The 24,847-nt window shown below is 74.1% G+C and carries 24 protein-coding genes and 1 pseudogene; 13 read left to right on the top strand and 12 right to left on the bottom strand.

Features of this window, described 5'->3' with window-relative positions; translation table 11 throughout:
• Positions 1 to 149: 149 nt before the first annotated feature.
• On the bottom strand, positions 150 to 1,691 hold the full coding sequence (locus HOY81_RS14430) for an ATP-dependent DNA ligase (RefSeq protein ID WP_237320754.1): 1,542 nt from the start codon (positions 1,689 to 1,691) through the stop codon (positions 150 to 152).
• Between the two features lie 200 nt (positions 1,692 to 1,891).
• Here HOY81_RS14430 and HOY81_RS14425 point away from each other — a divergent pair, with 200 nt between their 5' ends.
• A complete protein-coding gene (locus tag HOY81_RS14425) occupies positions 1,892 to 2,749 on the top strand; it encodes an SAM-dependent methyltransferase (RefSeq protein ID WP_272892796.1) in 858 nt (285 codons plus the stop codon).
• Positions 2,750 to 2,826: 77 nt separating this feature from the next.
• Here HOY81_RS14425 and HOY81_RS14420 read toward each other — a convergent pair whose 3' ends face one another.
• Both HOY81_RS14420 and HOY81_RS14415 read right to left on the bottom strand, forming a co-directional pair.
• Entirely contained in the window at positions 2,827 to 3,741 is a 915-nt protein-coding gene (locus tag HOY81_RS14420) for a helix-turn-helix transcriptional regulator (protein ID WP_237320753.1), read from the bottom strand.
• A 190-nt stretch (positions 3,742 to 3,931) separates the two neighbouring features.
• Positions 3,932 to 4,174 (bottom strand): DUF397 domain-containing protein, encoded by a 243-nt coding sequence (locus HOY81_RS14415; RefSeq protein ID WP_237320752.1) that lies wholly within the window; start codon positions 4,172 to 4,174, stop codon positions 3,932 to 3,934.
• A 193-nt stretch (positions 4,175 to 4,367) separates the two neighbouring features.
• Between HOY81_RS14415 and HOY81_RS14410 the strand changes: the two genes are divergently transcribed.
• The 4 genes and pseudogenes from HOY81_RS14410 to HOY81_RS14395 all read left to right on the top strand — a co-directional run bounded on the left by HOY81_RS14410 (position 4,368) and on the right by HOY81_RS14395 (position 8,945).
• Positions 4,368 to 4,556 (top strand): hypothetical protein, encoded by a 189-nt coding sequence (locus HOY81_RS14410; RefSeq protein WP_237320751.1) that lies wholly within the window; start codon positions 4,368 to 4,370, stop codon positions 4,554 to 4,556.
• Between the two features lie 325 nt (positions 4,557 to 4,881).
• Positions 4,882 to 5,881, top strand: a pseudogene (locus tag HOY81_RS14405) (PP2C family protein-serine/threonine phosphatase).
• Positions 5,882 to 6,157: 276 nt separating this feature from the next.
• Positions 6,158 to 7,444, top strand: coding sequence for an extracellular solute-binding protein (locus HOY81_RS14400; RefSeq protein ID WP_237320750.1), 1,287 nt, complete (start codon positions 6,158 to 6,160; stop codon positions 7,442 to 7,444).
• Positions 7,445 to 7,469: 25 nt separating this feature from the next.
• The gene (locus HOY81_RS14395) at positions 7,470 to 8,945 is read left to right on the top strand and encodes a serine/threonine-protein kinase (protein WP_237320749.1); all 1,476 of its coding nucleotides are present in this window, start codon (positions 7,470 to 7,472) and stop codon (positions 8,943 to 8,945) included.
• 267 nt (positions 8,946 to 9,212) lie between these two features.
• Here the strand turns inward: HOY81_RS14395 and HOY81_RS14390 are convergent, their stop codons facing one another.
• The gene (locus HOY81_RS14390; RefSeq protein ID WP_237320748.1) at positions 9,213 to 9,827 is read right to left on the bottom strand and encodes an SH3 domain-containing protein; all 615 of its coding nucleotides are present in this window, start codon (positions 9,825 to 9,827) and stop codon (positions 9,213 to 9,215) included.
• A 408-nt stretch (positions 9,828 to 10,235) separates the two neighbouring features.
• Positions 10,236 to 10,415 carry a hypothetical protein gene (locus tag HOY81_RS14385; RefSeq protein ID WP_237320747.1) on the bottom strand — a complete coding sequence of 60 codons (180 nt, stop codon included), beginning with the start codon at positions 10,413 to 10,415 and terminating at the stop codon, positions 10,236 to 10,238.
• Positions 10,416 to 10,930: 515 nt separating this feature from the next.
• Here HOY81_RS14385 and HOY81_RS14380 point away from each other — a divergent pair.
• Entirely contained in the window at positions 10,931 to 11,860 is a 930-nt protein-coding gene (locus tag HOY81_RS14380; protein WP_308341031.1) for a helix-turn-helix transcriptional regulator, read from the top strand.
• 211 nt (positions 11,861 to 12,071) lie between these two features.
• Positions 12,072 to 12,305, top strand: coding sequence for a hypothetical protein (locus tag HOY81_RS14375; RefSeq protein ID WP_237320746.1), 234 nt, complete (start codon positions 12,072 to 12,074; stop codon positions 12,303 to 12,305).
• A 102-nt stretch (positions 12,306 to 12,407) separates the two neighbouring features.
• Here the strand turns inward: HOY81_RS14375 and HOY81_RS14370 are convergent, their stop codons facing one another.
• Positions 12,408 to 14,459, bottom strand: coding sequence for an acyltransferase family protein (locus HOY81_RS14370; protein WP_237320745.1), 2,052 nt, complete (start codon positions 14,457 to 14,459; stop codon positions 12,408 to 12,410).
• A gap of 552 nt (positions 14,460 to 15,011) precedes the next feature.
• Between HOY81_RS14370 and HOY81_RS14365 the strand changes: the two genes are divergently transcribed.
• Both HOY81_RS14365 and HOY81_RS14360 read left to right on the top strand, forming a co-directional pair.
• Positions 15,012 to 15,341 (top strand): putative quinol monooxygenase, encoded by a 330-nt coding sequence (locus HOY81_RS14365; RefSeq protein ID WP_237320744.1) that lies wholly within the window; start codon positions 15,012 to 15,014, stop codon positions 15,339 to 15,341.
• Positions 15,342 to 15,490: 149 nt separating this feature from the next.
• Entirely contained in the window at positions 15,491 to 16,141 is a 651-nt protein-coding gene (locus HOY81_RS14360) for a GNAT family N-acetyltransferase (RefSeq protein WP_237320743.1), read from the top strand.
• Between the two features lie 24 nt (positions 16,142 to 16,165).
• On the opposite strand, the gene HOY81_RS14355 is transcribed toward HOY81_RS14360, so the two are convergent.
• Both HOY81_RS14355 and HOY81_RS14350 read right to left on the bottom strand, forming a co-directional pair.
• Positions 16,166 to 16,363, bottom strand: coding sequence for a DUF397 domain-containing protein (locus tag HOY81_RS14355; RefSeq protein WP_237320742.1), 198 nt, complete (start codon positions 16,361 to 16,363; stop codon positions 16,166 to 16,168).
• Positions 16,360 to 17,223, bottom strand: a complete 864-nt coding sequence (locus HOY81_RS14350; protein WP_237320741.1) for a helix-turn-helix transcriptional regulator — start codon at positions 17,221 to 17,223, stop codon at positions 16,360 to 16,362. Before HOY81_RS14350 ends, HOY81_RS14355 begins: the two co-directional genes overlap by 4 nt.
• A 147-nt stretch (positions 17,224 to 17,370) precedes the next feature.
• Here HOY81_RS14350 and HOY81_RS14345 point away from each other — a divergent pair, with 147 nt between their 5' ends.
• The 3 genes from HOY81_RS14345 to HOY81_RS14335 all read left to right on the top strand — a co-directional run bounded on the left by HOY81_RS14345 (position 17,371) and on the right by HOY81_RS14335 (position 19,807).
• Positions 17,371 to 17,799: an ATP-binding protein gene (locus HOY81_RS14345; protein ID WP_237320740.1), complete on the top strand. Its 429-nt coding sequence runs from the start codon at positions 17,371 to 17,373 to the stop codon at positions 17,797 to 17,799.
• A 279-nt stretch (positions 17,800 to 18,078) separates the two neighbouring features.
• On the top strand, positions 18,079 to 18,570 hold the full coding sequence (locus HOY81_RS14340; protein WP_237320739.1) for a hypothetical protein: 492 nt from the start codon (positions 18,079 to 18,081) through the stop codon (positions 18,568 to 18,570).
• Positions 18,571 to 18,682: 112 nt separating this feature from the next.
• On the top strand, positions 18,683 to 19,807 hold the full coding sequence (locus HOY81_RS14335) for a hypothetical protein (RefSeq protein WP_237320738.1): 1,125 nt from the start codon (positions 18,683 to 18,685) through the stop codon (positions 19,805 to 19,807).
• Between the two features lie 127 nt (positions 19,808 to 19,934).
• Here the strand turns inward: HOY81_RS14335 and HOY81_RS14330 are convergent, their stop codons facing one another.
• Positions 19,935 to 20,837, bottom strand: a complete 903-nt coding sequence (locus tag HOY81_RS14330) for a LysR family transcriptional regulator (protein ID WP_237320737.1) — start codon at positions 20,835 to 20,837, stop codon at positions 19,935 to 19,937.
• Positions 20,838 to 20,911: 74 nt separating this feature from the next.
• Here HOY81_RS14330 and HOY81_RS14325 point away from each other — a divergent pair, with 74 nt between their 5' ends.
• Positions 20,912 to 21,883, top strand: coding sequence for a DMT family transporter (locus HOY81_RS14325; RefSeq protein ID WP_237320736.1), 972 nt, complete (start codon positions 20,912 to 20,914; stop codon positions 21,881 to 21,883).
• Between the two features lie 111 nt (positions 21,884 to 21,994).
• Here HOY81_RS14325 and HOY81_RS14320 read toward each other — a convergent pair whose 3' ends face one another.
• The 3 genes from HOY81_RS14320 to HOY81_RS14310 are packed head-to-tail and all read right to left on the bottom strand — an operon-like array spanning position 21,995 to position 24,844.
• Positions 21,995 to 22,855, bottom strand: coding sequence for a sulfite exporter TauE/SafE family protein (locus HOY81_RS14320; protein ID WP_237320735.1), 861 nt, complete (start codon positions 22,853 to 22,855; stop codon positions 21,995 to 21,997).
• 4 nt (positions 22,856 to 22,859) lie between these two features.
• Positions 22,860 to 23,444 (bottom strand): rhodanese-like domain-containing protein, encoded by a 585-nt coding sequence (locus HOY81_RS14315; RefSeq protein WP_237320734.1) that lies wholly within the window; start codon positions 23,442 to 23,444, stop codon positions 22,860 to 22,862.
• The gene (locus HOY81_RS14310; protein ID WP_237320733.1) at positions 23,441 to 24,844 is read right to left on the bottom strand and encodes an MBL fold metallo-hydrolase; all 1,404 of its coding nucleotides are present in this window, start codon (positions 24,842 to 24,844) and stop codon (positions 23,441 to 23,443) included. The genes HOY81_RS14315 and HOY81_RS14310 overlap by 4 nt, the downstream gene beginning before the upstream one ends.
• Positions 24,845 to 24,847 lie beyond the last annotated feature (3 nt).

Genomic DNA, 24,847 nt, shown 5'->3' with positions numbered 1-24,847 from the left:
CCCGGGCCGCCTGGGTACCCCGGGCCGCCCGCGGCTGCCGGGTGGCGGGGCGCCGCGGCGCCGTCGCGCCGCCGGTCCGTACGGCCGGGGCGTCACCGTTCCGGGCCGTGCAGCGGCGCCGCGCCACCGAGACCTGAGGCGGCCGGCCGTCAGCGGAGGGCGGCCAGCACCGTCTCCACCGTGTCCGCCTGCTCCGCCGGCTTGTCCTCCCGGTACCGCACCACCCGGGCGAACCGCAGCGTCACCCCCTCCGGGTACCGCGAGGACCGCTGCACCCCGTCGAAGGCCACCTCCACCACCAGTTCGGGCCGCACCAGCACGCCCCACCGCTCCTCCCGCACCGCCAGCTCCCGCAGCCGCCCGGTCTGCCACTCCAGCAGCGCGTCCGTCAGCCCCTTGAAGGTCTTGCCGAGCATCGCGAAGGTGCCGTCCGCCCGCCGGGCCCCCAGGTGCAGGTTGGAGAGCCGGCCGCGGCGCCGCCCGTGGCCCCACTCCGCGCCCAGCACCACCAGGTCGAGGGTGTGTACGGGCTTCACCTTGAGCCAGGACGCTCCGCGCCGCCCCGCGCTGTAGGGCGAGTCCAGCGCCTTGAGGACCACGCCCTCCTGGCCGCGGGCGAGCGCCTCCTCGGCGAAGGCGCGGGCCGCCCGGCGGGTCGCCTCGGCCGCCGGGTCGGCGGCCTCCATCCGCCGTACCCGGAGCTCCTCCGGGACCATCCGCGCCAGTTCCGCATGCCGCTCCCGCACCGGCAGGTCGAGCAGGTCCCGGCCGTCGAGCGAGAGCAGGTCGAAGAAGGCCGCGGTGAGCGGGAGGGACGCCTGGGCGCCCGCGACGTCCAGCCGGGAGCCGACCCGGCCCGAGGTCTCCTGGAAGGGGCGCGGCCGTCCGTCCGGTCCCTGGGCGACGATCTCGCCGTCGAGCACCGCGTGGCGGGCGGGCAGCCCCCGCACCGCTTCCACCACCTCCGGCAGCCGTTCGGTGATCTCGTCCAGGGTGCGGGTCCAGATGCGTACCGAGGCCGCCGCCGTGTCGAGGTGCACCTGCACCCGGATGCCGTCGAGCTTCTCCTCGACCGCGCAGGGCCCGAGCCGGTCCAGCGCCTCCTGCACGTCCGCCGCGGACTGGGCGAGCATGGGCTGCACCGGACGGCCGACCTCCAGCCGGAAGCCGGCCAGCGCCTCGGGGCCGCCCGCCAGCAGCGCCTCGGCCACGGCGCCCAGCGAGCCGCCGAGCATCACCGCCCGGCGTACCTGCGTGGGGTCCGCGTCCGCCGCCGCGGCCAGCCCCTCCACGGCGAACGCGTCCAGGGCGCCCTGCCGCAGCTCGCCGCCGATCAGCCGGACCAGTAAGTCCTGTTCCTCCGCGGTGGCGGCGGCCAGCAGCGTGTGCAGCAGCCGCCGTCGTTCCGCCTGGGCGCCCTTGCCGGAGACGGCCGCGATCTCCGTCAGCGCCCGGTCCACCTCGGCGACGGTCAGCCGGGCCGCCGTGGCGGGTGCCGGGCGGTCGCCCAGCGACCGCCAGCCGATGCCGGTCCGGCGCTGCGGGAGCCGCCCGGCGAGATAGGTGATGGCGACCGGTGCCTCGGCTGGGGCGGCGGTGCGGAAGAGCGCGGCGAGCAGCGCCACCTTCTCCGTACGGGCGGAGGCGGCGGCGACCTCCCGTGAGGTGCGCGCGATGTCGGCGAGCAGCATGACGCCATCCTCGCGCAGCGGGCGTGCGCGGAGCAGGAACGCCGCACCGCGCGCGCCGCCTCGCACGCCCGGGCGCCAGACCAACGAGACCGGCCTGATGTTCACTTGACGTGGCGTCAACCCGACAGGCCGTGGGAGGATTCTCGGCGACCGCCCGGTTACGGAGCGCGCGCACGGGGCGCGTGCGGAAGTGAGGCAGCATGGCGCAGGAGCACGGGACTCCCGGGACGGCCGGAGCATCCCAGGGGTCGGGGACGGCGCGGGTGCTGTCGCCCGAGGTGGATGTGACGGTGCCCAGCGTGGCCCGTATGTACGACTACTATCTGGGTGGCAAGGACAACTACGCCGTGGACCGGGCCGCCGTGGCGGAGCTGGACAAGATGGCGCCGAGCACCCGGCCGCTGGCGATCAACAACCGGCGCTTCCTGCAGCGCGCGGTGCGGCGGCTGGCCGAGGACCACGGAATACGGCAGTTCCTGGACCACGGCTCCGGCCTGCCCACCCAGGACAACGTGCACCAGGTGGCGCAGCGGGTGGACCCGAAGAGTCACGTGGTCTACGTGGACGACGACCCGATCGTGCTCGCGCACGGGCGTGCCCTGCTCCAGGAGGACGACCGCACCGCCGTCATCCAGGCGGACATGCGGGACACCGACGCCATCTTCGACCACCCGGAGACCCGGCGGCTCATCGACTTCTCGCAGCCGGTCGCCGCGCTCTTCGTCTCCGTCATGCACTGCATCCCCGATCCGGACCCCGAGCAGCTCCTCGAGCGCGTCGTCGACCGGCTGCCCTCCGGCAGCTTCCTGGTGATCAACCAGCTCGTCAGCGAGCACCAGGAGACACGGGACTTCGTCACCACCTTCATGAACGAGAGCACCAACGACCACTGGGGCCGGGTCCGCGAGGCCCACGAGGTGGAGAAGTACTTCGAGGGCCTGGAGATACTCGAGCCGGGCCTGGGTGAGATCAACGACTGGCGTCCCGACTCCGACCTGGGTCCGAAGCAGCTCACCGACGAGTGGTACGAGTTCGGGGGCGTGGCCCGCAAGCCCTGACGCCGGCCGCCGCGCCCCGGCGCGTGCCCGTCGTCCTGGGCACGCGCACCGGGGCCCCGCTCACCGACCGGTGCGGTTCACAGCTCCTTGCGGAAGTCGCGGAGGAACTCCAGCGTCTTGGCGGGTGGATCGGCCACCGCGCAGAGCCGGTCCATGACCACCATGTAGTGCTCCACCTCTTCCTGCTTGTCGAGGTAGAGCGCCGTGGTGAGCTGCTCCAGATACACCACGTCCGGCAGGTCGGGCTCCAGGAACCGCAGTATCGTCACCGGGCCGCCCGCCGCCGCGAGGCCACCGATGTGGAATGGCGCGATCTGGATGGTGACGTTGGGCTTCTGCGCCATGTGGAGCAGGTGGTCCACCTGCTCCCGCAGCACCCCGGGGGAGCTGCCGGGCGGGCGGCGCAGGGCGTTCTCGTCCAGCACCGCCCACAGCCGGGGTCCGTGGCTGCGCTCCAGCGCCTGCTGACGCTCCCGGCGCAGCCGCACCCGCCGCTCGATCTCGCTCTCCGGGGCGCGCGGGTGACCGAGCCGGGTGACGGCCCGGGCGTACTCCTCGGTCTGCAACAGGCCGGGGACGAACTGCACCTCGTAGGTGCGGATCACCGAGGCTGCCTCCTCCAGCCCGATGAGCTGCTCGAACCACGGCGGCAGCACGTCGCTGTACTTGTGCCACCAGCCGGGCACGCTGGCCTGGCGGGCCAGTGCCAGGAACTCGTCGCGCTCCTGCGGGTCCTCGATGCCGTAGAGCGTGAGCAGGTCGGAGACGTCCCGCTCCTTGTAGCCGGTGCGGCCCAGCTCCAGCCGGCTGATCTTGGCGTGCGAGCCGCGGATGGCGTGCCCGGCGTCCTCCCGCGAGATGCCGCGCGCCTCCCGCAGGCGGCGGAGCTGCGTCCCCAGCACGATGCGCAGGATCGTCGGACCACCCCGCGGGTGGTCGAGGATGCGGCGCACCGACGACCGGTCGCCGCGATCCGGCTCTGCTGCCCTCACGTCTGCCCCTGCTCCCCTGAGATATCCCCTGCGTAATGGTCCGGATGCTCAGTGTCCCATCCCCGGGGACGGGCGTACAGCCGCACTCAGGCCGGAAGCACGTACCCGCGCCATGTGCACCACGGCGCGGGCGGATCGTGCGGGGCGGGTCGTTGCGGGTGTGTCCGGTGCGTCCGTGTCGTGTTCCGCGTCAGCTCCCGGGGAGCAGCAGGTCGTCGAAGTCGCCGTCCTTCGCGCCCTGGATGAAGGCGGTGATCTCCGCCGGCGTGTAGATGAGCGCCGGGCCGGAGGGGTGCCGCGAGTTGCGGACGGCCACTCCGCCGCCTTCCAGTTCCGCGAGTTCGACGCAGTTTCCGCTCGGGTTGCTCCGCCGGCTCTTGCGCCAGGCGACGCCCTGGAGCCGCGGATCCTGCATTGCGTGGTCGATGTGCATGGCACCACCATGACACACCTCGATGTACTTGCACCTGTACTTGCATGCGTTCTTACAGATGTCCTTGCAGAGGACCGAACTCCCGGGGATGATGGCGGCAGTTACCGGCACGCACCCCCGTGTGCCCCGTCCCCCGCGGCCCGGCCGGCCCGACCGGCGCGGGCCGGCCCTCCGACCCCTCGCGGAGTCCGTGATGACGGCACCACCTTCCCCGCGGCCCGGCGCCGCCCCGCCCGCCCCCGGCCCACCGGTGGAGCGCACCTGGGACGACCCGCTCACCCGGCTCTTCCTGCTGCTGGAGATCGCGCGCGAGCCGGAGTGGTTGCGGGAGGCCGCGGCGGCGCACGCCGTACGTCCCGCGGAGGGCGGCGGCGCCGGCTGACGGCACGCGGCCCGGCGCGCGGGGCGGCCGGCACCGGTCGAGCACCGGCCGGAACCGCCCTCACCGCCCGGCGCCCTCACTCGATCGGGTGATTCCGGTCGGGGGTGCGCATCCGTCGCCGACGGCGTCCCGCCATGGCTCCGCGTGCCGGACGACTGCCCGTGGACGGGGGCGAGTACGGGATTTCTTTGTCTGTGGCACACCAACGCTGCAAAGCTGGTGGGCGAAGGCCGCCACCGCGGCACTCGCCGACCCGCCGGAGCATCCCTTGGCCGACGTATCCCGCCTCAACCGGGGTGTGCTGTCGTGGCTTCCGTTCGCGGCGATGGCCGTGGTCGCCTGCGTCGACCTCACGGCCGGCCCGGACGTCGGCTTCCTGCCGCTCATCGCGCTCGGCCCCGCCTTCGCCGGGCTCACCGGAGGGTTCCGCCGCACGGTGGCCATCAGCGCGCTGGCCCTGCTGCTCTGCCTGGGACTCAGCGTCTTCAACGGCCAGTTCGCCGACCGCCGCGGCAACACCGCGCTGATCGGTGTCGCGGGCGTCTCCCTCGCGGGGCTGCTCGCCACCGCGGGGCGGAAGCGCCGCGAGGCGGAACTCGCCAGCGTCCGTGACATCGCCGAGGCCGCCCAGCGTGTCCTGCTGCGCCCCGTGCCGCTGACCGCGGGTCATCTGCGCGTCGCCGTCTCGTACACCTCGGCGGTGGCCGAGGCGCGCATCGGCGGCGACCTGTACGAGGTGGTCACCTCGCCCGGCGGGGTTGCGGGTGATCGTCGGCGACGTCCAGGGCAAGGGCCTGGACGCGGTGGAGACCGCGGCGGTGGTGCTCGGCGCCTTCCGCGAGGCGGCGTACGACGAGAAGGACCTCTTCTCGGTCGGTGAGCGCCTCGAACGCGCCCTCGGACGGCACCTCTCCGACGAGAAGTTCGTGACGGCGGTCCTCGCCGAACTGCACGCCGACGGCACGGCGACGCTGCTCACCTTCGGCCATCCGCCGCCGCTGCTGATCCGCCGGGACGGCGACACCGGCTTCGTGGAGCCCTCCGACCCCGCGCCGCCGCTCGGCCTGGGCGCCCTCGGCGGCTACACCGCCCAGCCGCACCCGGTCCGCTTCGCCGCCGGGGACCAGCTCCTCTTCTACACGGACGGGGTGACGGAGGCCCGGGACCCGGCCAACCGCTTCTATCCGCTGGCGGAGCGCGCCTCCCTGCTCAAGGACCCCGACCCGCAGAGCGCCCTGGACGCGATGCGCCGTGATCTGCTCGCGCATGTGGAGCGGCCGCTGCGCGACGACGCCGCGATGCTGCTGCTCCGCCACCGCGACTGAGCGCCGCCGGCCCGCGCACGGCCGTCGGCCCTCCGCACGCCGGACGGGTGTCCCGGCGCGCCTCCCCCCTGCCCGTCGTACCGCCCGGTGTGCCCCCGCCCTGCCCTCACGGTGAGAAACCTGGGGTGAAGGCGTGACCACACGGAGCAGACGATACCGAAGCGATACGTGCGGTGATCTGGACGTCACGCACCGGGCGCGGAAGACTCCGCTCCGCCGCGCCCCCGGTGGGCCGGCGCTGGAGCACGACGCGAAGAGCAAGAGGCGGTACTGGCAGTGCAGCGCAGACGACGGTACGCGGGCCTGGTCGCGGCGGGGCTGGTGACCGGCCTCCTCGCCACGCTCACGGCCTGCGGGGACACGGGCCCGCTGAGCGACCGGACCACGCTGAAGGTGGTCGCGATCGACCACGGTGACCGCTCGGGCAACAGTTCCAAACGCTGGTGGGACAAGCTGATCGGCGAGTACCAGTTCGACCACGGGGACGTCGAGGTCGACGTCGACGTCTACGACCGGAGCCGCATCGACCAGAAGGTCGCCGAGCTGGCCGAGGCCGGGAACCCGCCGGACATCGCCATCACCTCCGGCACCTTCGCCGAGTACGCCGAGCGGGAGAAGCTGCACCGGGCGAGCGACGTGCTCTCCACCTTCACCCAGGGCTCGTTCGTCGCGTCGCTGGCCGAGGCGGGCACGGTCGGGAGGGTGCAGTACGGCATCCCGTTCTCCGCCAGCACCCGCATGCTCTTCTACAACAAGAAGCTCTTCGCCGAGGCCGGCGTCGAGGAGCCGCCGGGCACCTGGGAGGAGCTGCTGGAGGCGGCCCGCGCGCTGCGGACCGCCGGGGTGCCGTCCCCGTACGGGCTGCCGCTCGGCCCGGAGGAGGCGCAGGCCGAGACGCTGAACTGGATGCTGGGCGGTGGCGGCAACTACACCGACGACGGCGGCGCCTACGACCTGGACTCACCCCAGAACGTCGCCACCTTCACCTGGCTGCGGGACGACCTGGTCGGCGCCGGCCTCACCAACGAGGACCCGGCCACCACCGACCGCGACGCCGCCTACGCCGCCTTCACCCAGGGCGATGTGGCCATGCTCAACGGCCACCCCGGGCTGATGCGCCTGGCCCTGGAGAACGGCATCGACTTCGGCACCGCCCCCCTGCCCGGCAAGGACGGGCCGGTCGAGACGACCACCGGCGTGGCCGACTGGCTGATGGCCTTCGACAACGGCGAGGGACGCGAGGAGCACGTCCGCAGCTTCCTCGACTTCGTCTACGGCGAGAAGTACGTCACCTCCTACGCCGACACCTACGACATGCTCCCGGTGACCACACCCGCGACCCAGGCCATGCGCGACGACGCGCAGTACAAGCCGCTCTGGAAGTTCCTCGAGGCGCTGGACACCGCCCGCTTCTACCCGGTCGGCAAGACCTCCTGGGGGCCGGTGCTGCACGACCTGAAGACCGGGATCGGCAGCGCGGTGCTGGAGAAGGGCGACCCGAAGGCCGTCCTCGGCCGGCTCCAGCGCGACGCGATGTCCCGGGACGTGGCCGAGGCCGAGTAACCGGCCGGTACGGAAGGTGGTGCGGGTGTACGCGCTGGCCGCCGGCCGGTACCGGCTGCGGGAGATCGTGGGCCGCGGCGGTACGGGCGAGGTGTGGCGGGCCGAGGACACCTCGCTGCAGCGCGAGGTGGCCGTGAAGCTGCTGCGGGAGGCGGCCGCCGGGCCGGAGGCGGTGGAACGCTTCCGGCAGGAGGCGCTGACCGCCGCGCGCCTCAACCACCCCCGCCTGCTGGCCGTTCACGACTTCGGCGTGGAGGAGGGGCGCGGCTATCTGGTCATGGAGTTCGTGCCCGGCCCGAGCCTCCGGGACGCCCTCGCCGCCCGGGGCGGGCCGCTGGCGATCGAGGAGGCCTGCCGACTGGTCCGCCAGACCGCGCAGGGACTGGACGCCGCCCACCGGGCCGGCGTGGTCCACCGGGACGTCAAGCCCGGCAACCTGTTGCTGGCCGAGGACGGCGTGAAGGTCGCCGACTTCGGCATCGCCCAGGTCTCGGGCGCGGCCGGCACCACCCTGCCCACCACCGGCGAGGTGGTGGGCACCGGCGCCTATCTCGCCCCGGAGCGCGGGCTCGGCCGTCCCGCCGAGCCGGGCGCCGACGTCTACGCGCTCGGCTGTGTGCTCCACGAACTGCTCTGCGGCCGGACGCCCTTCACCGGTGACGACCCGGCGGCCGTGGTGTACCAGCACGTGCACACCCCACCCCCCGCTCCCCGGCGGCTCCGTGCGGAGGTCCCGGCGGAGGTGGAGCAACTCGTTCTGGCCATGCTGGCCAAGAAGCCGGGGAACCGGCCGACCGCAGGAGAGGTGGCACACCGCCTGGGCGCCCTGGGAAAGGCGCCGGGGGCCCCGGGCCGGGAGGGAGCGGCGGGCCGCGAAGGCGTGGCTGGCGCGCCCGCCGCTGCCTCCGCAGACGGGCCTTCCGGTACGGGGCGACCCGTACCGTCCGTCGCAGGCGTCGCACCGTCGCCCGGCGGGCCCCTGCCCGAGGAGGACACGGCGCCCGTGCCGGCGGCCGGGCGGCCGCCCTCCCATCGCCGCCGGCGGCGCGGCCGCCGTGGCCCGGTCCTCGCGGGGTCCGTGGCGGCCGCCGTGCTGGCGCTCTCCCTCCTCGCGGTCAGCCGGCTCGCCGGCGGGGACGGAACCGGCCCTTCCCCGGCCGACCCGGTCGCCCCGGTCACCCCCTCCCTGCCGGGCGGACCGCTGCCGGGCGGGACCGGGGAATCCGGGGCGCCCGCCGCCGGTGGCTCCGCAACGCCGGGCGCCGGGGAGTCCCCGGCCGCCGAGCCCGCGGCCACCACGTCTCCCGGTGCGGCGGAAGACGACGAGGACCCCGCTCCCGGTGCGACGGCGACGGACGGCAGCGCCGCGCCCTCGCCGTCCGGGGCCGTGGCCGCCTCCCCGTCCGAGCCGGAGGACGAGCCCGGCGGGCCCCCGGGGGACCCGAAGGGAAAGCCCTTCCAGACCGGGCCGGAGGAACCCCCGGGCAAGGCCGACCGCTGACGGGCCCGCGTCCGCGCGTCGGCTGCCCGTCCGCCGGGTGCCGCAAGACCCGCACGCGGCGTCGCCGGGTGCCGCCGCACCTGCACTTCACCACCGGGCGGGACGTCCGGCCGTGCTCGCCCTCGTGGGGCCGCGGCAGAACCGCGCGGGTGCACGCCCCCGTCCGGGCCGTGACCCGTCCGGGGGCGTGCGTGCACTGCGCGGTCCGGTTCTCACCGGTGCGTCAGTCCGTACGGCGTGCGGGACGCCGGGGGAGTCCCGTCCCCGTCAGCGCCGGCAGAAGGTGGGCGCCGGGCCGATGTTGCGGATGTAGCGGGCGGCGGAGAAGCCGTCGACGAACCGGCCGTCGTCGAGCTTGTACCAGCGCGGGTTGCCGTCGATCACCTGGCCGTTGACCTTGCACTTGATGCCCACGATGGTGCCGAAGGGGATCGTGTCGACGATGCGGAAGCGGGTGCTCGGGCCGGAGCGGACGTTCAGACCGGAGCGGGCGATGACCTGGCCCTTGAACTTGGCGCGGCCCTTGTCGTGGCACCAGCGCGGTGCCGGGCCGATGTTGGTGATGTAGCGGGCGGCGGAGAAGCCGTCGACGAACCGGCCGTCGTTCAGCTTGTACCAGCGCGGGTTGCCGTCGATCACCTCGCCTCTGACCTTGCACCGGATACCCACCACGGTGCCGAACGGCAGCACGTCGACGACGCGGAAGCGGGTGCTCGGACCCGTGCGGACGTTGAGACCGGTTTTCGCGATCACGCGGCCCTTGTACGGGCCGTCGTCGGGCACCGCCTGGTTGGCGAGGGCGGGACCCGCCGCGGTGCCGGCCGCGAGCACGCCGGTCGCGGTGGTCAGGGCGATCTTGCCGAAAGTGGACTGCGGAAGCATCTGCCACCTCCCGAGGAGGAGTCGATGGTCACGCCGGTGTCGGTCGACCGGGGCCTCGGCCCGGTCCGGTAGGAAAGCGGGCCGAGGCCCTCTCCGGCGCCGCCGGGGCATCACGATGCGTGGTGAACCTGCCACCCCGGCGTGTGATTCACCGTAAATAGACCCATTTGGGCACGCAACTTGTCACCCTGTGTAAGGCCGTCGCGGACAAGCGGGCCCGGGGGAGGTGCCGGCAGGCGGAGGGGGAGGGGGAAGGAGCGAGAGCGGCGGACGGGTCGGCGCGGAGCGGGCGCACGCGGAAGGGCGCCGGAAGGTGCGGGGGACGGGCGGCGCGGCGGGCGGAGGAGCCCCGGGCGGCGGGCCCCCTGCGGCGCCGGAGCGCTCAACGGGCCGCGCCCCAGGGGGTTCTCAGGCCGCCTCGGTCACCGCGCCGTAGCGGACGGCGTCCATCCAGGCGCGTCGCAGCCGGGCCAACTCGGCCAGATCCGCGGGCGTCCACACCTTGCGGCCCGCGACGAAGGCACGGATCGCCGCGTTCGCGTCCTCGGCTGCTAAGCGGGACGGAGGCGGTGAAGGGGGAGTGGACATGTGTGCAAGGTTAGAGGAGGCGACCGACTTCTCTCACCCACTGCGTTCGGAACAGGACGCCCCGGATACGCCCCCCGAGGGGCCCGCCCCGGGAACGCGCCGATACGTGCCCCGGCGTCCGTTCCGCCCGAACTCGCAGCTCAGGAAGGGTCGGTGCGGCGCGTTCACCGGGCATGTGCCCCGGGACAAGGCCACCACGGCGACGCGATCGGCGCTCCCGGTTCCGTCCGAACCGTGGCGCATCTCACCGGCGTACGCCGCCGTCCGGCACCCCGTGACGCCCGCCCCGCGGCGCCCGGAGCGCCCCACGCCGCCCCGGACCGCTCCCTCAACCGGTCCCGGTACGGGCCCCGGTACGGCTGCCCCGGCGGGCCCCGGAGCACCGCGCCGGAGTGCCGGCCGGCCGGGGTTCCGTTGTGCGGTCTCGTGCACTTCGCAAGTGCCATGGGAAACTTGCGGAACCCGGGGCGGCACGGCGTGCCCCGGCAGCCCCCCGCATCGACGACGGAGCACACGTGGACACCACGAGGATCGTGCGCGACCAGAGCCCGACCGCGAGCCGACGCCCGCCGCGCGGCCACGCGCTGGACCTGCGGCAGGCGGGACCGACCGTGCCCAGGATGGCACTCGGGGCGCGGCTGCGGCGACTTCGTGAGGAGCGCGGCCTCACCCGTGACGAGGCCGGCGCGGCCCTCGGCGTCTCCCGGTCCAAGATCAGCCGCCTGGAGCTGGGCCGTACGGGCTGCAAACAGCAGGACGTGGAGGCTCTGCTCGAGCTCTACGGCGCGGGGGACGAGACCGAGCGCGCCATGGTGCGGGAGCTCGCCCGGCAGGCCAACACCCCCGGTTGGTGGCAGCAGTACAGCGACGTCATCCCGTCCTGGCTGCACGACTACCTCGGCCTGGAGCAGGCGGCCGAGGTGATACGCGGTTTCGAGTCGCAGTTCGTGCCCGGGCTGCTCCAGACCCCCGACTACGCCCGTGCGGTGGCGCGCCTCGGCCACCCCGAGGCACCTCCCGCGGAGCTCGACCGGCGCGTCGAACTCCGCGTGCGGCGCCAGGGCGTCCTCAGCCGCCCCGACCCTCCACACCTGTGGGTGGTGCTCGACGAGGCCGTGCTGCACCGGCCCGTCGGCGGCCGCGCGGTGCTGCGTGCGCAGCTCGACCACCTCCGCACCATGGCCGCCCTGCCCCATGTCACCGTGCAGATCCTGCCCTTCGCGGCGGGCGGCCACGGAGCGCTCTGCGGGCCGGTCACCATGCTGCGGCCGCCCGGGGAGCAACTCCCCGACGTCGTCTACCTGGAGCAGCTCACCACCGCCGTCTACCCCGACCGCCCGGCCGAGGTGGCGCGCTACTGGGACCTGCTCAACCACCTGGCGGTGGACGCCGAACCGGCGTCGGCCACGCCCGCGTTGCTCACCCGGATGCGCGCCCGGCTCTGAGCCCGGCGCCGCCCGCTCCCGGGGGCGCTCCGCCGGCGCGGAGGCGGCACGGGGGAGCGCGGGTATGTGCGTACGTGCCGCGATGCGCCCCCGCGTTGGGGCCCCGCGCGGCTTCCCGCCCCGCCTGCCCGGGTAACCCCTTGTCGCCGGCCCGTCGGCGCGCCCGCGCGCCGGCGGGGACGACCGACAGACGACGGAAGGCGGCACGACCATGACGCACGGGACGCAGCCCTCGCACCCGGAGCCGGTGGCCACGTTCTGCGGCAACTGCGACTGCGGGTGCCCCCAGCTCTTCGTGGACCCGTCGGCGGCGGCGGAGAAGCGGGTCCTGCTCACCGACGACTTCGGTCAGCGCGTGCAGATGAGCGCCGACCAGTTCGGGTCCCTCGTCGCCGAGGCCAAGTCGGGCGCCCTCGACCACCTGCTGCCGCCCGCGGTGCCGTAGGGGCCGTCCGGGTGACGCGAGCGGCCGGCCGTCACCGCGCGTGCCCACCGCCCCGCGTCACACCGCCCGGCGTCACACCGCCCGGCGTCACACCGCCCGGCGTCACACCGTCTGCGGCAGCGCCTCGTCCAGCCAGTCGCCCAGGGTCTCCATGTAGGTCGCGGTGATGTGGGCGCCGTTGCGGTAGACCAGCGCGTTGCCGATCACCGCGGGACAGGTCCCGTCCGGGCACAGCACCGGTAGCGGGTCCACCAGCTCCACGTCCGGCAACTCCTCCGCCGCCTCGGCGTTGACCCGCTCGAAGCCTCGTCCGACGCGTTCGTCGAACGCGCACTCCGTAAGCCGTTCGAGTGAGTTGGACACGCAGGACGGGATGTCCTCCGGCGGATGCGGGTTGTCCGCCAGCGTCACCACGGAGGCGCCGGTGTCCCGGAGCGCCCGCAGCGTCGTGGTGAAGCCGTCCCGCACCGCCTCGGCGCTGCGCTTCCGGTCCAGCGGCTTGCCGGCCTCCGCGGCCTTCGTGGTGGCACGGTTACCGGTGATCACCAGCGACGGGCTCTCCTCCTCGATGCGCTCCATCGCACGCGACCGCCACTCGCCGCACTCCGTGTACTCCCGCTTGAACTGCGGGTTGTACGTCGTGGTCTCGGCAGGCGTGCACGCCGACTTGGTCAGCACCACCAGCCGCCAGCCGCGCCGCTCCGCCACCTGCTCCAGGGCGGGTGCGTACTGCATCGCGTGCGAGTCGCCGAAGAGCACCACGGTGGTGCCGGACGCGGGGTCCCCGTAGACGCAGTCCGGCGACTCCGTGTCCCGCTGCGGCACCAGACAGCCGTCCGCGTGCACCTTCCCCTTGTCCTTCGTCGCCTCCGCGGGCACCGGCCGCAGCGCGTCGGCCCGCTGCTGCGGCGTCGGGTCCTCCTCCAGTGCCTTGGCGCCCTTCACCTGTTCGGGCGAGGCCAGCGGCACCGTGGGCACCCGGCTCCACGGCAGCGCGGCCACCAGCACCGACACCAGGGTGCAGGCCATGCCCAGCCGCAGCGCGGCACCCGTCGGGGCGAACCGCGGAGCGCCGCGGAAGTAGTTCTCCACCAGCTCGTGCGTCAGCGCCGCCGGGACCCAGGAGAGCACCACCACCGCCAGCGCCAGCGAGGTGGGCAGATCACCCAGCCAGACCGTGGCGAAGACCAGCGCCGGCCAGTGCCAGAGGTACCAGGAGTACGAGATCCGCCCCACGTACCGCACCGGCCGCAGCGTCAGCAGCCGCCCCACCGGGGAGTCCGCGGCGACCGCCCCCGCCGCGATCACCGCCGCCGTGCCGAGCACCGGCAGCAGGGCGGCCGTCCCCGGGAACGGGGTGTCCTCGCCGTACCAGACGACCGCCCCCAGCACCGCGGCCAGCCCGGCCGCGCCCAGCACCGTCGCCGCAGACCGGGCGGACACCCGCCGCGGCCGCAGCCGGGGCGCCGGGACCAGCGCCAGCAGCCCGCCCACGGCCAGCTCCCAGCCACGGGCCGCCGTCGAGAAGTAGGCCGCGCCGCCCTCCCGCGCGGTCAGCAGCACGGCGTACCCGAAGGAGGCCACCGTGAGCGCCCCGAGCACCAGGGCGAGCCGGCGGCGGAAACCCGGGCCGGCGCCCAGCCGCTCACTCGTCCGGCCGTCCAGGTGATCCTCACGGCGCCGGCCGCGACGGCACCACCAGCAGACCGCCAGCAGCACCAGCGGCCACACCAGATAGAACTGCTCCTCCACCGCCAGCGACCAGAAGTGCTGCACCGGGCTCGCCTCGGTGCCCGCCGCCGAGTAGTCCACGGCCTGCTGCGCCTGCTGCCAGTTGACGACGTACAGCGCGGACGCGATCACGTCCTCGAAGACGCCCTTCCGCTGCACCGGCGACATCAGCCACGACGCCAGCAGCACCACCGTGCTCAGCACCACGACCGTCAGCGGCAGCAGCCGGCGCATCCGGCGCGCGTAGAAACGGCGCAGCGAGAGGGTGCCGCTGCGCTCCAGCTCCCGCAGCAGCACACCGGTGATGAGAAAGCCGGAGATCACGAAGAAGACGTCCACGCCGACATAGCCGCCGCCGAACGTGTTCACCCCGGCGTGGTACGCCAGCACCGCGCCCACCGCCAGCGCCCGCAGCCCCTCCACATCGGGCCGGAAGCCGTGGCCCCGGTGGGCCGCCGCTCCTCCTCCGGCTGCGGCTCCGGCTCTGGCGCCGGGGTCCGGCCGGGGCCCGGGGCCCGCCTCCGCGCCGGCTCCCGGGGAGCGGTGCGGCGCCCCGCCGCCCGACCTGCGTACCTGACCCTGTGTCGGCTCTCGCGTACTCATCCGTTCCCTAGCTCGCGCGTCGGCCTGTCCGTTCCCGTGGTCAGCGGGGGTGCCGCGTCAGGGTAGCGTTGTTATCCGCTCGTGACCATACGGAGACGTCCGCGCGTCGTTCCGGTGCCGCCGGGCACCGCCGGACGACGGGGCCGCGCGGCGCCGAGCGAGGGGAGCGACGCCGGGAGCGCGCGGAGCCCGGCGCGTACGCGCCGGGCCGGGCGATACGGCTCCGGGCGCCGGACGAAACGGTCCGGGGCCGGGCAACCGCGGCACCCGCAGGCCGCGTCCACCCGGGGACTCGCCCGCGCCGCCCCGCCGCCGCGGCACCCGTACGGCCTGCGCAGAATGGGAACACCGCCCGACGAAGGAGCCCAGAACGTGATCTTCATCACCGCGAAGTTCAAGGTCCGCCCGGAGCACGCCGCACGCTGGCCGGAGATCGCCGCCGAGTTCACCGAGGCGACCCGCGCCGAGCCCGGCTGCCTCTGGTTCGAGTGGTCCCGCGGCGTGGACGACCCCGCCGAGTACACCCTCGTCGAGGCCTTCCGCGACGAGGAGGCCGGCGCGGCCCACGTGCAGTCCGACCACTTCCGCGCCGCCCAGCAGCACCTTCCGCAGCACCTCGCCGAGACCCCGCGGGTGATCAACACCACCGTCCCGCAGGACGACTGGTCCCTGCTCGGCGAGATGGCCGTGCCCGAAGAGTGACCGGCCGGGCGCAGGGAGCCCGTGCGTGCACGGTGCGGCGCCGCCGCGCTTCGCGCGGGCGCCTGCGCCCGGACCGGCACCGCACCGCGGCCCCGCGACGGCCGTCTTATTCGCTCGACGGCCGCGGCCCGCTCCGGCAGGCTCCCTGCATGACAGCCGATGTCTGGCCCCTGTACGGGCTCCGCCTCACCACCCCGCGCCTGGAGCTGCGCCTCCCGGGCATGCGGCTGCTCACCGAACTCTGTGCGGTCGCCGCCGACGGCGTCCACGCCGAGGGGGACATGCCCTTCACCGTGCCCTGGACCGACGGCGGCCCCGCCACCCGCGCCCGCGGGACCTTCCAGCACGTGCTCGGCACCGTCGCGGGCTGGCACCCGGAGAAGTGGACGCTGACCCTGGCGGTGCTGCACGACGGGAAGGTCGTCGGCCGGCAGGACCTCTCGACCGAGGACTTCGCCGTGACCCGGGAGGGCGAGACCGGGTCCTGGCTCGGCCTGGCCCACCAGGGCCAGGGCCTCGGCACCGAGATGCGCGCGGCCGTCCTGCACCTGGCCTTCGCGGGGCTGGACGCCCGCCACGTCACCTCCGGCGCCATGACCGGCAACGCCGCCTCCCTGGCCGTCTCCCGGAAGCTCGGCTACCGGCCGGACGGCATCGTCACCGCCTCCGTCCAGGGTCGCGCCCGTACCGTGCAGCGCCTCCGCCTCTCCCGCGCCGACTGGGACTCCCACCGCACCGTCCCCGTCCAGCTCACCGGCCTGGAACCCTGCCGCGAACTCTTCGGAGTGCAGGAGGTGTAGGGCCCATCAGGGCCGGGCGCGAGGTCAGTGCGCGCTGCGTCCGGCCGCCGTGTAGGCGGCGAAGGCCGACCACGCCTCGGGGCTCGCGGAGAGCGGCGGCCGCCGCGTGTCCTTCGTGTCTCTGACGAGCACGGCCCCGGGGCGTACCGCGACCTCGACGCAGTTGTCCCCGCCGCCTCCGCTGTAGGTGCTCTTCACCCAGACCAGGTCCGTCGTCGTCATAGTGCCCCTCGCATCCGCTCCAGCAGGCTCATGCTGTCCTGGTGGCTCAGAGCCTGTGCACGCATCCTTCCATAGCGCTGGAGCATGGCGCTGGACGACTTCGGGGCAGTGATCAGCATGCTGTTCTCGTGGCCCTCGACGTAGCCGGCCCAGCGGTGGTCCGGGGACTCGGCCAGGTACATGGGTCCTTCGAAGCCGTAGTGATCGGGGCGTTCGAGGGGCATGACCTGGATCTCGACGTTGCGCCGGTCTCCTTGTACCAGAAGGTGTTCCAGCAGTGCCCGGGACACTCCGGGGCCGCCGAAACCGCGCCGGAGCAGAGCCTCTTCGACCAGGAAGCAGAACTCCGTGTTCGGCCGCTCCACCAGGAGCCGCTGACGTGCGAGCCGTCCGTCCACCTGGCGCTCGCACTGGTCCTCGCTCAGCGGGGGCAGGCGTCGCCGGAACAACTCCCGGATGTAGCACTCGGGCTGGAGAAGCCCCGGGATCACCCGGCACTCGTAGGCGTACAGGGACACCGCTTCCTCCTCGATCGCCGCCCAGTGCTGGAACCACGAGGCGAGGCCGACCTTCCGGGTGAGGCTGCGGGCCGCGGCGCCGAGCACGCGGGCGGCCGGCGGGCCGAGGACGTCCTCGCACCGGTCGACGAGGTCGCGAGGCGGGAAACGCTTCCCCTGCTCGATCTTGGCGACGTACGCGGCGGAGTAGCTGACCCGCGGCGCGAACTCCTCCTGTGTCAGCCGCGCCTCGTCCCGCAGCGCCTTGAGGACCGCCCCGAAGGTCTTGAGACTGTCCGACAGTTCCGGCTCGCCGTTGCCCCCGCATCCGGGCACCCCGCCGCCGTGGTGGTCCGTCCCCATCGCACCCGCCTTCCGCACGCAGTCCCGTTCCGTGTCTCCATGGTCACGCGCGGTCATCCGCCCAGTCCAGCGGAGGAACTGATACAGCGGAAGCTGTATGGGTGCCGTTCCTTCCCGCGCGCCCCTCCCTCCGCGACGCTGCTCGGCATGACCGCACCACATCCCCAAACCCCCACTCCCGTCCGTACGTTCGTCCAGCGGCTCTCCGCCACCAGGCGCGGCGCCCGCCTCGCCCGGTTGCTCGCCGCCCACCAGCTCACGGAGTGGGGCGTGCCGCGCGGCACGGCGGCACACGACGCCGCGACGCTCGTCGTCGCCGAACTGGCCTCGAACGCCGTGCTCCACGGCCGGGTGCCCGGACGGGACTTCGCCCTGCGGCTCGCGCACGACGCCGACCGCGGCGTCCTCCGCGTCGAGGTCTCCGACACACATCCGGCGCCGCCCGTACGGTTGCCGCCGGCTTCGGATGCGGCGCACGGGCGCGGGCTGCTCCTGGTGGAGGCACTGGCCGTGCGCTGGGGCGTACGGGAGCGGAACGGCCCCGGCAAGACGGTCTGGGCCGAGTGCCCCCTGTGAGTCCACCGGCCCTCCGGGTGCCCGCCTGTGCCCGACCTCTGCCGGGTTCTCCTGTGGCCCTGGTGTCGCGGCGGAAGCGGCCGCACCCGGCAACGCACCCGCCACTGCCCCGGCCGCGACACCGCACGGCAACCCGGCAGCTGTGACAGCCCTGTTGCCGGAAGTGTGGGCTCCACCACAGCGAGCCCGCGATCAGCCCTGCTCGACTCGCTCCATGCCCCCACCAGCTCCCGCCGATCCACCCGCCGCGCAACTCTCCGTCCCGGGCGGGTGGTGACCATGATGTTGTTCCTCTTCCCGGCGGTCTTCCTGGCCGGCGTGGCCGCCGTCCTCGGCTTCCTCGGCTACGGCATCCAGACACTCGTACGCCACGGCGTCCGGCGTTCCGGCGCCGTCCCCGTCCTGCGCGCCGGTGCAGCGTTCGCCGGAGCCGTCGCGACGGCCGTCTACCTGTGGGGCACGCTCTACGTGGCCGGTGCGGTCCTCGAGGCGGAGGACGGCGGCGCGGGGTCGGCGCCGCTGCCGCCCTGCCGCATCGCCGGCCGCGAGGAGGAGGTCGGACACGTCATCGACTACACCGTGGACTTCGTGCCCCTGCGCTTCTTCTGCGAGACCAGCGACGGCGGCGGCTACGCCACGCACGACGTCCCCGGCTACGTCAACCCGGCCGCCGCGTCCCTCGCCCTGACCGCCGCGAGCCTCGCCATCGCCGCCGGCTTCGCCTCCGAACGCCGCGCCCGCACCGACGCCGGTAGGCGGCGTATGCGGTAGCACCCGTCGGCCGCCCAGACGCGCGGACACGGAGCGCCTGCCTGCGTCGTTCCGGTCAGCCCCACGGCAGAATGTGCACGAGGACGAGCGATTGCGGCACGGGGGTGGGGACATGGCGGACCGGAGGCGGAAGGCGCTGCCCGCGTGGAAGTCGCTCGTCCCCGCAGGTATCGGCGTGCTGCTTCTGCTGGGGTCCGGCGTGCTGTTCCTCGTCGCACGGGACGACCTGGCGGACGAGCGCGCGTACCGCGCTGCGTCCGCGTGCCCGGCCGGGACACACGCGGACGCGTGTACGAACTCCGTCCCCGCGACGGTCGAGGCCACCGAGACCCAGCCCTACGGCAAGGGCGTCCGCTACTGGCTGCACTTCACCGAGCGCGGTGACGACTCCGTGCAGCGTATCCGTATGGCCGACGCGGACCCGGTGTACGAACGCCTGAGCGCCGGTGACGAGATCACCGTGACGTACTGGCGGGGGGAGATCCGCAGGGTGGGGCTCGGCGGCGTCGTCCAGGAGACCAAGGCGTCGGTGGTGGACGACTGGCGCATATCGCTGGGCGCCGGTCTCGCTCTGGTGTCCCTCGGACTGGGGATGCTGTGGACGAGTTGGTGGCAGCACAACCGCTATCCCTCCGCCCCGTATGCCGACGCCTGGCAGCTCAGCGTGGGCTTCCTGACCGGCATGGCGCACGGCGGCGTCGGGTTCTTCGCCGCCCTGGCGGGCGACGACGTACCGGAGGTTCTGCTCATCGCACTGGCCGGCGTGCCGCCGGTCGGGTGCCTCGCGGTGTTGCTGGCGTGGTGGCTGCGGCGGCGCGCGCGGCGGGTCGCGGACACCAGCGGCATCGTGCCGGTGCCGCCCGACGGGAGGCGGGTGGTGCGTGCCGGTGTGCACGGGGACGTCCCGTACAGCGTGGCGGGCTTCGGACACCTGGTACTGGGCGACGGGCGCCCGGCGGCCACCCCGGATCCGGACGGGCGCATCGCCTGCCGGACGCTTCCGGAGACACTGACCGTCCGGGACGTGCGGGCGCTGCAGCCCGGGGACCCCGACGGCTGGATGGGCGCCTACAACCACGACTGCGTGGTCGTCGAATGCCGGGACGGCGACCGCACCGTCCTTGTCGGCACCCGGCGGCGCGACGCCCCCGCGGTCCTCGGCGCGCTGCTCCCCGCATGCCCCGGTGCGCCGTCAGCCACGGGGGCCGCCGACGCCGGCGGCAGTCCCCGCCGATGAGCCGGGGTGGTTGGAGGTCAGACGGGCCCGGAGGGCGCCCGGTGCGTGCACGGTGCCTCCTCGGGCCGGCCGGCGCGGGGCGGCCGGCGAGCCGTACCCGCACCGCAGCCTCGAACCTGGGCCCCTCTCAGAGAAGATCGTGTGCGGCGCGGCTCATCTCGGCGACGAAGGCGTGGACCGCGGGAGTCTCCGTGGCAGGTGCGGTGGCCACGGCGAGGGTACGGGTCACCGCCGGCCGGCACGGGATGAGCCGTACCCCTTCGTGCGTGGCCGGGACGGCCATCTGAGGGATGAGTGCGGCGGTGAGCCCGGCGGCCACCAGTTGCAGCTGGGTGGCGTAGTCGGCCACGCAGAAGCGGACCTGGGCGTCGGTCACTCCGTGCTGGCGCAGAAGCTGAAGCAGCGAGTGGTGGGCGTCGCTTCCCGCCGCGCAACTCGTCCAGATCTGCTCGTGAAGCGTGCTGACCGGCACTTCCTCCAGGCCGGCGAACGGGTGGGTCTCGTGGACCGCGAGCAGGGCCTGTTCCCTGGCGAGGGTGTGCGTGTGCGTGCCGGGAGGCATGGTGGTCGGGGCGTGGGCCCAGCTCTCCATGACGACGGCGTCCAGTTGCCGGGTACGGAGTTCCGGCAGCATGTCCGCTGCTTCGCCGTCCCGGACCCGGGGTTCGAGCCGGGGGAACCTACGGGTGAGAGCCACGAGCGTCTGCGGCAGCAGACCTCGGAGGACGGAGGCGACGGCCCCGACCCGGAGCGGGCCGGCGACCAGTCCGCTGATCGCTGCCAGGTCCTGCCGTGCCCGGGTGGCGGTGGCCACCATCTCATGGGCGGAGACGGACAACACGCGGCCCTCGTGGGTCAGCCTGATGCCCCGCCCGTCGGCCTCGACCAGCCGGCAGCCGGCCTCGCGCTCCAGGCGGCGCAGGTGCTGCGAGACGGCCGAACCCGTCACGTACAGCTCTTCGGCCGCCGCCCGGACGGATCCCAGCCGGGCCACCGCCTCGAACACGCGCAGCCTCTCCCACGACAACACCTAAGGGATACTACACATCACGGCGCATCAACGATAAGTAGTGCTGTCGGGTGTGCGCTGCGATGCTGAGGCGCGTGGACGTGGCACCGAAGACGAGCACTCCGGCCGAGCACGCTGCGCCGGCGAAGGCAGCGGTGCCCGCGACGGCCGTCGCACTGGTCGTCGGGGGAGCCGCCTGCCTGTCGGCCTCCGCGATGTTCGTCAAGCTCGCCGACGTCAACGCCGGCACCGCGGCGTTCCTGCGCTGCGCGGTCGCCCTGGTGCCGCTCGTCCCGATGCTGGTCCACGAGACCCGGCGCCGGGGCCCGCTGCGGAGGCCTCTGCACGGCTACGCCCTACTGGCGGGCCTCTTCCTCGGCGCGGACTACGTCATGTGGACGATGAGCATCCTGGACGTCGGCGCGGCGATCGCCACCGTACTGATCAACGTACAGGTGCTCGTCTTCCCGCTGCTGGCCCGCCTGTTCAGCGGGACACCGATCCCGTCCCGCTTCCTGTACGCCAGTCCGCTGATGCTGACCGGCATCGCCCTCGCCGCCGGCGCGCTGGAGTCCGGCGATCGGGCCGAGCATCCGGTGCGCGGCGCCGTCCTCGGCGTCGCCGCCGGTGTGGCCTACGCCTGCTACCTGTGTCTGATGCGGGTCACCGGACGTCACTCGCCCGAGCACGTCGCGAGCCCGGTGTGCCTCTCCACCGCGTCGGCTGCCGTCGCCGCCGGGCTCATCAGCCTGCCGACCACCGGCCTGCCGCTCAGCGTTCCCGTCGCCTCGTGGGGCTGGATCACCGCGCTGGCGCTGCTGGGCCAGGTGGCGGCCTGGCTGCTGATCAGTAAGGCCGGCCCCCGCCTGGCGCCGGACACCGCGGCCGCGCTGCTCCTCCTGCAGCCCGTCATGGCGATCGGCTTCGGGCTGATCGTCCTCGGCGAGGAGCCCTCGGTCACCCAACTGTGCGGTTGTGCCCTCGTCATCGGCACCGTCTGGATCGCCAACCGTACGCCTGCTCGCAGGCCGGCTGCGACCGTGACCGACCGGCCTCCGGGCCGATGAGCCATGGCGGCGCCCGTGCCCCGAGGCAACGATCGTGCCGGGCGACCACGGCGCCGCTTCCGCAGCGGTCGCCGGTCCGGGCGTGGCCAGGGGCACGCCCGGACCGGAGCCCTACGGGCTGTGCACGACGCGGCGCAGCGGACACCGGCTGACGAGGCCGTAGCAGAGGCCGGCCGTGGCGGCGAGCGAGGCTGCTCCGAGGAGTGCGGGGACCCGAAGCTCCTCGGGGGCCTGCTGGACCAGGACGAAAGCGCCCATGGCCAGCACGAACCAGGCGAAGATCCGGGAGAGCAGCGCCGCGGGGACGCGTCCGGCCAGCCGGGCGCCCGCGAGACTGCCGGCCACGGCCGCGCCGGTCACGGCCAGGGTCAGAGCCCAGTCGATCGGGACGGTGGCCAGGTAGCCGGCGAATCCGGCTCCGGACTTCATCGCGATGACCAGGAGGGAGGTGCCGACGGCCGCCGGCATGGGAAGGCCCCCCAGCAGCGCCAGCGCGGGAACGACGAGGAACCCGCCGCCCGCACCGACGAGGCCGGTGACCAGGCCCACGGCCGCTCCGTCCAGCAGCACGCGGAAGACCGGGAGCTGCCGGTGCGCCCCCTCCGGGTCGGTGCGCCGCCTGCCCCGGAGCATCGCGAGAGCGGTGCCGATCATCATGACCGCGAACGCGCCCAGCAGGACTCCCTCCGGGATGTGGCCGCCGATCCGGCCGCCCGCGTAGGCGCCCGCCATGCCGGCCGCACCGAAGAGGACGCCGGTCCGCCAGCGGACCCGGCCGCCGCGGGCGTGGCCGATCGCGCCCACGGCGGAGGTGACCCCGACGACGAAGAGCGACGTCGCGATGGCCTCCTTGGCGTCCATCCCGGCGACGTAGACCAGGAGCGGCACGGTCAGGATGGACCCGCCGCCGCCGAGCAGCCCGAGCGAGACGCCAACCAGGAGCGCGAGCGCCAGGACGAGTGTCAGGGTCATCACGTCACCGGCCGCTGTCGGCGAGCTGCATGACGGCCTTGTGCGGGTCGTACGAGGGGGTGCGGTTCCACGGCATCCGCGAGAGCGCCACTCCCATGGCACAGGTGTTGGTCAGGGCGGCGAAGGCCAGCCCGCCGCCGACGAACGCCGACAGGGCCTGCAAGCCCGGGACGAGGAAGCTGCCGAGTGCCCCGGCCAGGACGAGGGAGCCGGCGACCAGGCGGACCTGCCGCTCCATGTCCCAGCGTTCCCGGCCGCGGTTGGTCGCCCCGCCGGCCTTCTCCCAGGCGGTCATGCCGCCCTCCAGGACGCTCAGCCCGGGGAGCCCGGCCTCGGCGAGGGCGCGTTCGGCCTGACCGGCGCGGTTGCCGGAGCGGCACACCAGCACCACGTCGGTGTCCAGGTGACGGGTCAGCTCTTCGCGGTGTTCCCGCAGGGTGTCCAGCGGGACGTTGTAGGAGCCCGGGATGTGCGCCGCCTCGAACTCGGCGGGGGAGCGGACGTCGAGCAGGCGGGGCGGGCGGTCGGAGGCCAGCTGCTCGCGCAGCTCGGCCGCGTCCAGGCCGCGGGGGGTGGCGGGGGCGGTCATGCGGGGATCTCCTCTTCGGTGTCGGCTTCGGTGGCGGTGTTCTGGGGGACGGTGGCCAGGCTCAGGTCGAGGGCGGTGCCGAAGCCGTCGTCGACGGCGACGACGCGGTGTCCGCGCGCCTGGAGCAGCGCGGCCGCGATGGAGGCGCGGTAGCCGCCCGCGCAGTGCACCCAGACCGTGCGGCCGGCGGGGATCCGGTCGTGACGGCCGGGTAGTTCGTGGAGCGGGATGTGCAGCGAGCCGGGGATGTGCGCCTCGGCGCGTTCCTGGTCCCGCCGCACGTCGAGGACGACCGGGGCGTCGGGCCCGTCGAGTGCTGCGGCCAGGTCGGCGAAGACGGCCCGGTCGAGGACGGCCGGCGGCTGCCCGCCCGTCCAGTCCGCGGGGGTGCCGGTGGCCATGGCGGCCGGGCGGTCGATGCCGATGCGGACCATCTCGCGCTGGGCCCCGGCGACCTGTTCGCGGCTCTCGCCCAGGAGGGTGACGGGGGTGCCCCAGGGGATCAGCCAGCCCAGATAGGTCACGAACTGGCCGTCCAGGCCGAAGTTGAGGCTTCCGGCGAGATGGCCCGCCGCGAAGGCCGTACGGTCGCGCAGGTCGACGACCCACTCGCCGGCCTCGATCCGGCGGCGCAGTTCGGCGGGGTCGGCCGCCTCGGGGGGCGACAGGTCGGGGGCGCCGGGGCCCGCGGCGTTGGCCGGGCCCATGTGCGCGTAGTAGGCGGGGTAGGCGTCGAGGCCGGCCAGGAGCCGCTCGACGTAAGTCTCCTCGTCGCTGGTCAGCGCGGGGTTGGTGGCGCGCTCCGCCCCGATGCTGCTGGAGACCCCGCCGGACTGGGTGGCGGAGCAGAAGGAACCGAACCCGTGGGTGGGGTAGACGGCGGCCTCGTCCGGCAGCTCCTCCGCCAGCCGGCGCGCCGAGCGCCACTGCGCCCGGGCGAGGACACCGGTGTGCCGGGGGCCGAGGAGATCGGGACGGCCGGTGGAGCCGTACAGCAGTGAACCGCCGGTGAACACCGCCACCTGAGTGCCGTCCGCCTCCAGCGCGTAGGACAGGTGGGTGTGGGTGTGGCCGGGGGTGTGCAGGGCGCGGACCCGCATCGTGCCGACCTCGACGACCTCGCCGTCGCGGACCGGGGTGCGCTCGTAGGAGACCTCGTCCGCGGCGTTCACCAGGTACCGGGCACCCACCGCGCGGGCCAGCGCCAGGCCGCCGGTCACGTAGTCGTTGTGGATATGGGTCTCGAACACGTGGGTGATGCGGACCCCTGCCGCGTCGGCCCGCGCGGTGATGCGGTCGTAGTCGCGCTGCGGATCGACGACCAGTGCCACGGAGCCGTCGTGCGCCAGATAGGAGCGGTCCCCCAGCCCCGGGGTGTCGAGGGGAAGAACGGTGATCATCTG

The organism is Streptomyces sp. JJ36, assembly GCF_021696945.1.
Lineage (GTDB): Bacteria > Actinomycetota > Actinomycetes > Streptomycetales > Streptomycetaceae > Streptomyces.
The sequence above is the reverse complement of the archived record's forward strand: the minus strand, read 5'-3'. Positions and strand labels throughout refer to the sequence as shown.

Coding starts and splice junctions, on each gene's coding strand:
- HOY81_RS14320 (WP_237320735.1), bottom strand. CDS start 22,855: ATGACCCTGACACTCGTCCTGGCGCTCGCGCTCCTGGTTGGCGTCTCG.
- HOY81_RS14310 (WP_237320733.1), bottom strand. CDS start 24,844: ATGATCACCGTTCTTCCCCTCGACACCCCGGGGCTGGGGGACCGCTCC.
- HOY81_RS14345 (WP_237320740.1), top strand. CDS start 17,371: ATGACCGCACCACATCCCCAAACCCCCACTCCCGTCCGTACGTTCGTC.
- HOY81_RS14390 (WP_237320748.1), bottom strand. CDS start 9,827: ATGCTTCCGCAGTCCACTTTCGGCAAGATCGCCCTGACCACCGCGACC.
- HOY81_RS14430 (WP_237320754.1), bottom strand. CDS start 1,691: ATGCTGCTCGCCGACATCGCGCGCACCTCACGGGAGGTCGCCGCCGCC.
- HOY81_RS14350 (WP_237320741.1), bottom strand. CDS start 17,223: ATGGGGACGGACCACCACGGCGGCGGGGTGCCCGGATGCGGGGGCAAC.
- HOY81_RS14375 (WP_237320746.1), top strand. CDS start 12,072: ATGACGCACGGGACGCAGCCCTCGCACCCGGAGCCGGTGGCCACGTTC.
- HOY81_RS14355 (WP_237320742.1), bottom strand. CDS start 16,363: ATGACGACGACGGACCTGGTCTGGGTGAAGAGCACCTACAGCGGAGGC.
- HOY81_RS14385 (WP_237320747.1), bottom strand. CDS start 10,415: ATGTCCACTCCCCCTTCACCGCCTCCGTCCCGCTTAGCAGCCGAGGAC.
- HOY81_RS14340 (WP_237320739.1), top strand. CDS start 18,079: ATGATGTTGTTCCTCTTCCCGGCGGTCTTCCTGGCCGGCGTGGCCGCC.
- HOY81_RS14360 (WP_237320743.1), top strand. CDS start 15,491: ATGACAGCCGATGTCTGGCCCCTGTACGGGCTCCGCCTCACCACCCCG.
- HOY81_RS14425 (WP_272892796.1), top strand. CDS start 1,892: ATGGCGCAGGAGCACGGGACTCCCGGGACGGCCGGAGCATCCCAGGGG.
- HOY81_RS14415 (WP_237320752.1), bottom strand. CDS start 4,174: ATGCACATCGACCACGCAATGCAGGATCCGCGGCTCCAGGGCGTCGCC.
- HOY81_RS14410 (WP_237320751.1), top strand. CDS start 4,368: ATGACGGCACCACCTTCCCCGCGGCCCGGCGCCGCCCCGCCCGCCCCC.
- HOY81_RS14315 (WP_237320734.1), bottom strand. CDS start 23,444: ATGACCGCCCCCGCCACCCCCCGCGGCCTGGACGCGGCCGAGCTGCGC.
- HOY81_RS14335 (WP_237320738.1), top strand. CDS start 18,683: ATGGCGGACCGGAGGCGGAAGGCGCTGCCCGCGTGGAAGTCGCTCGTC.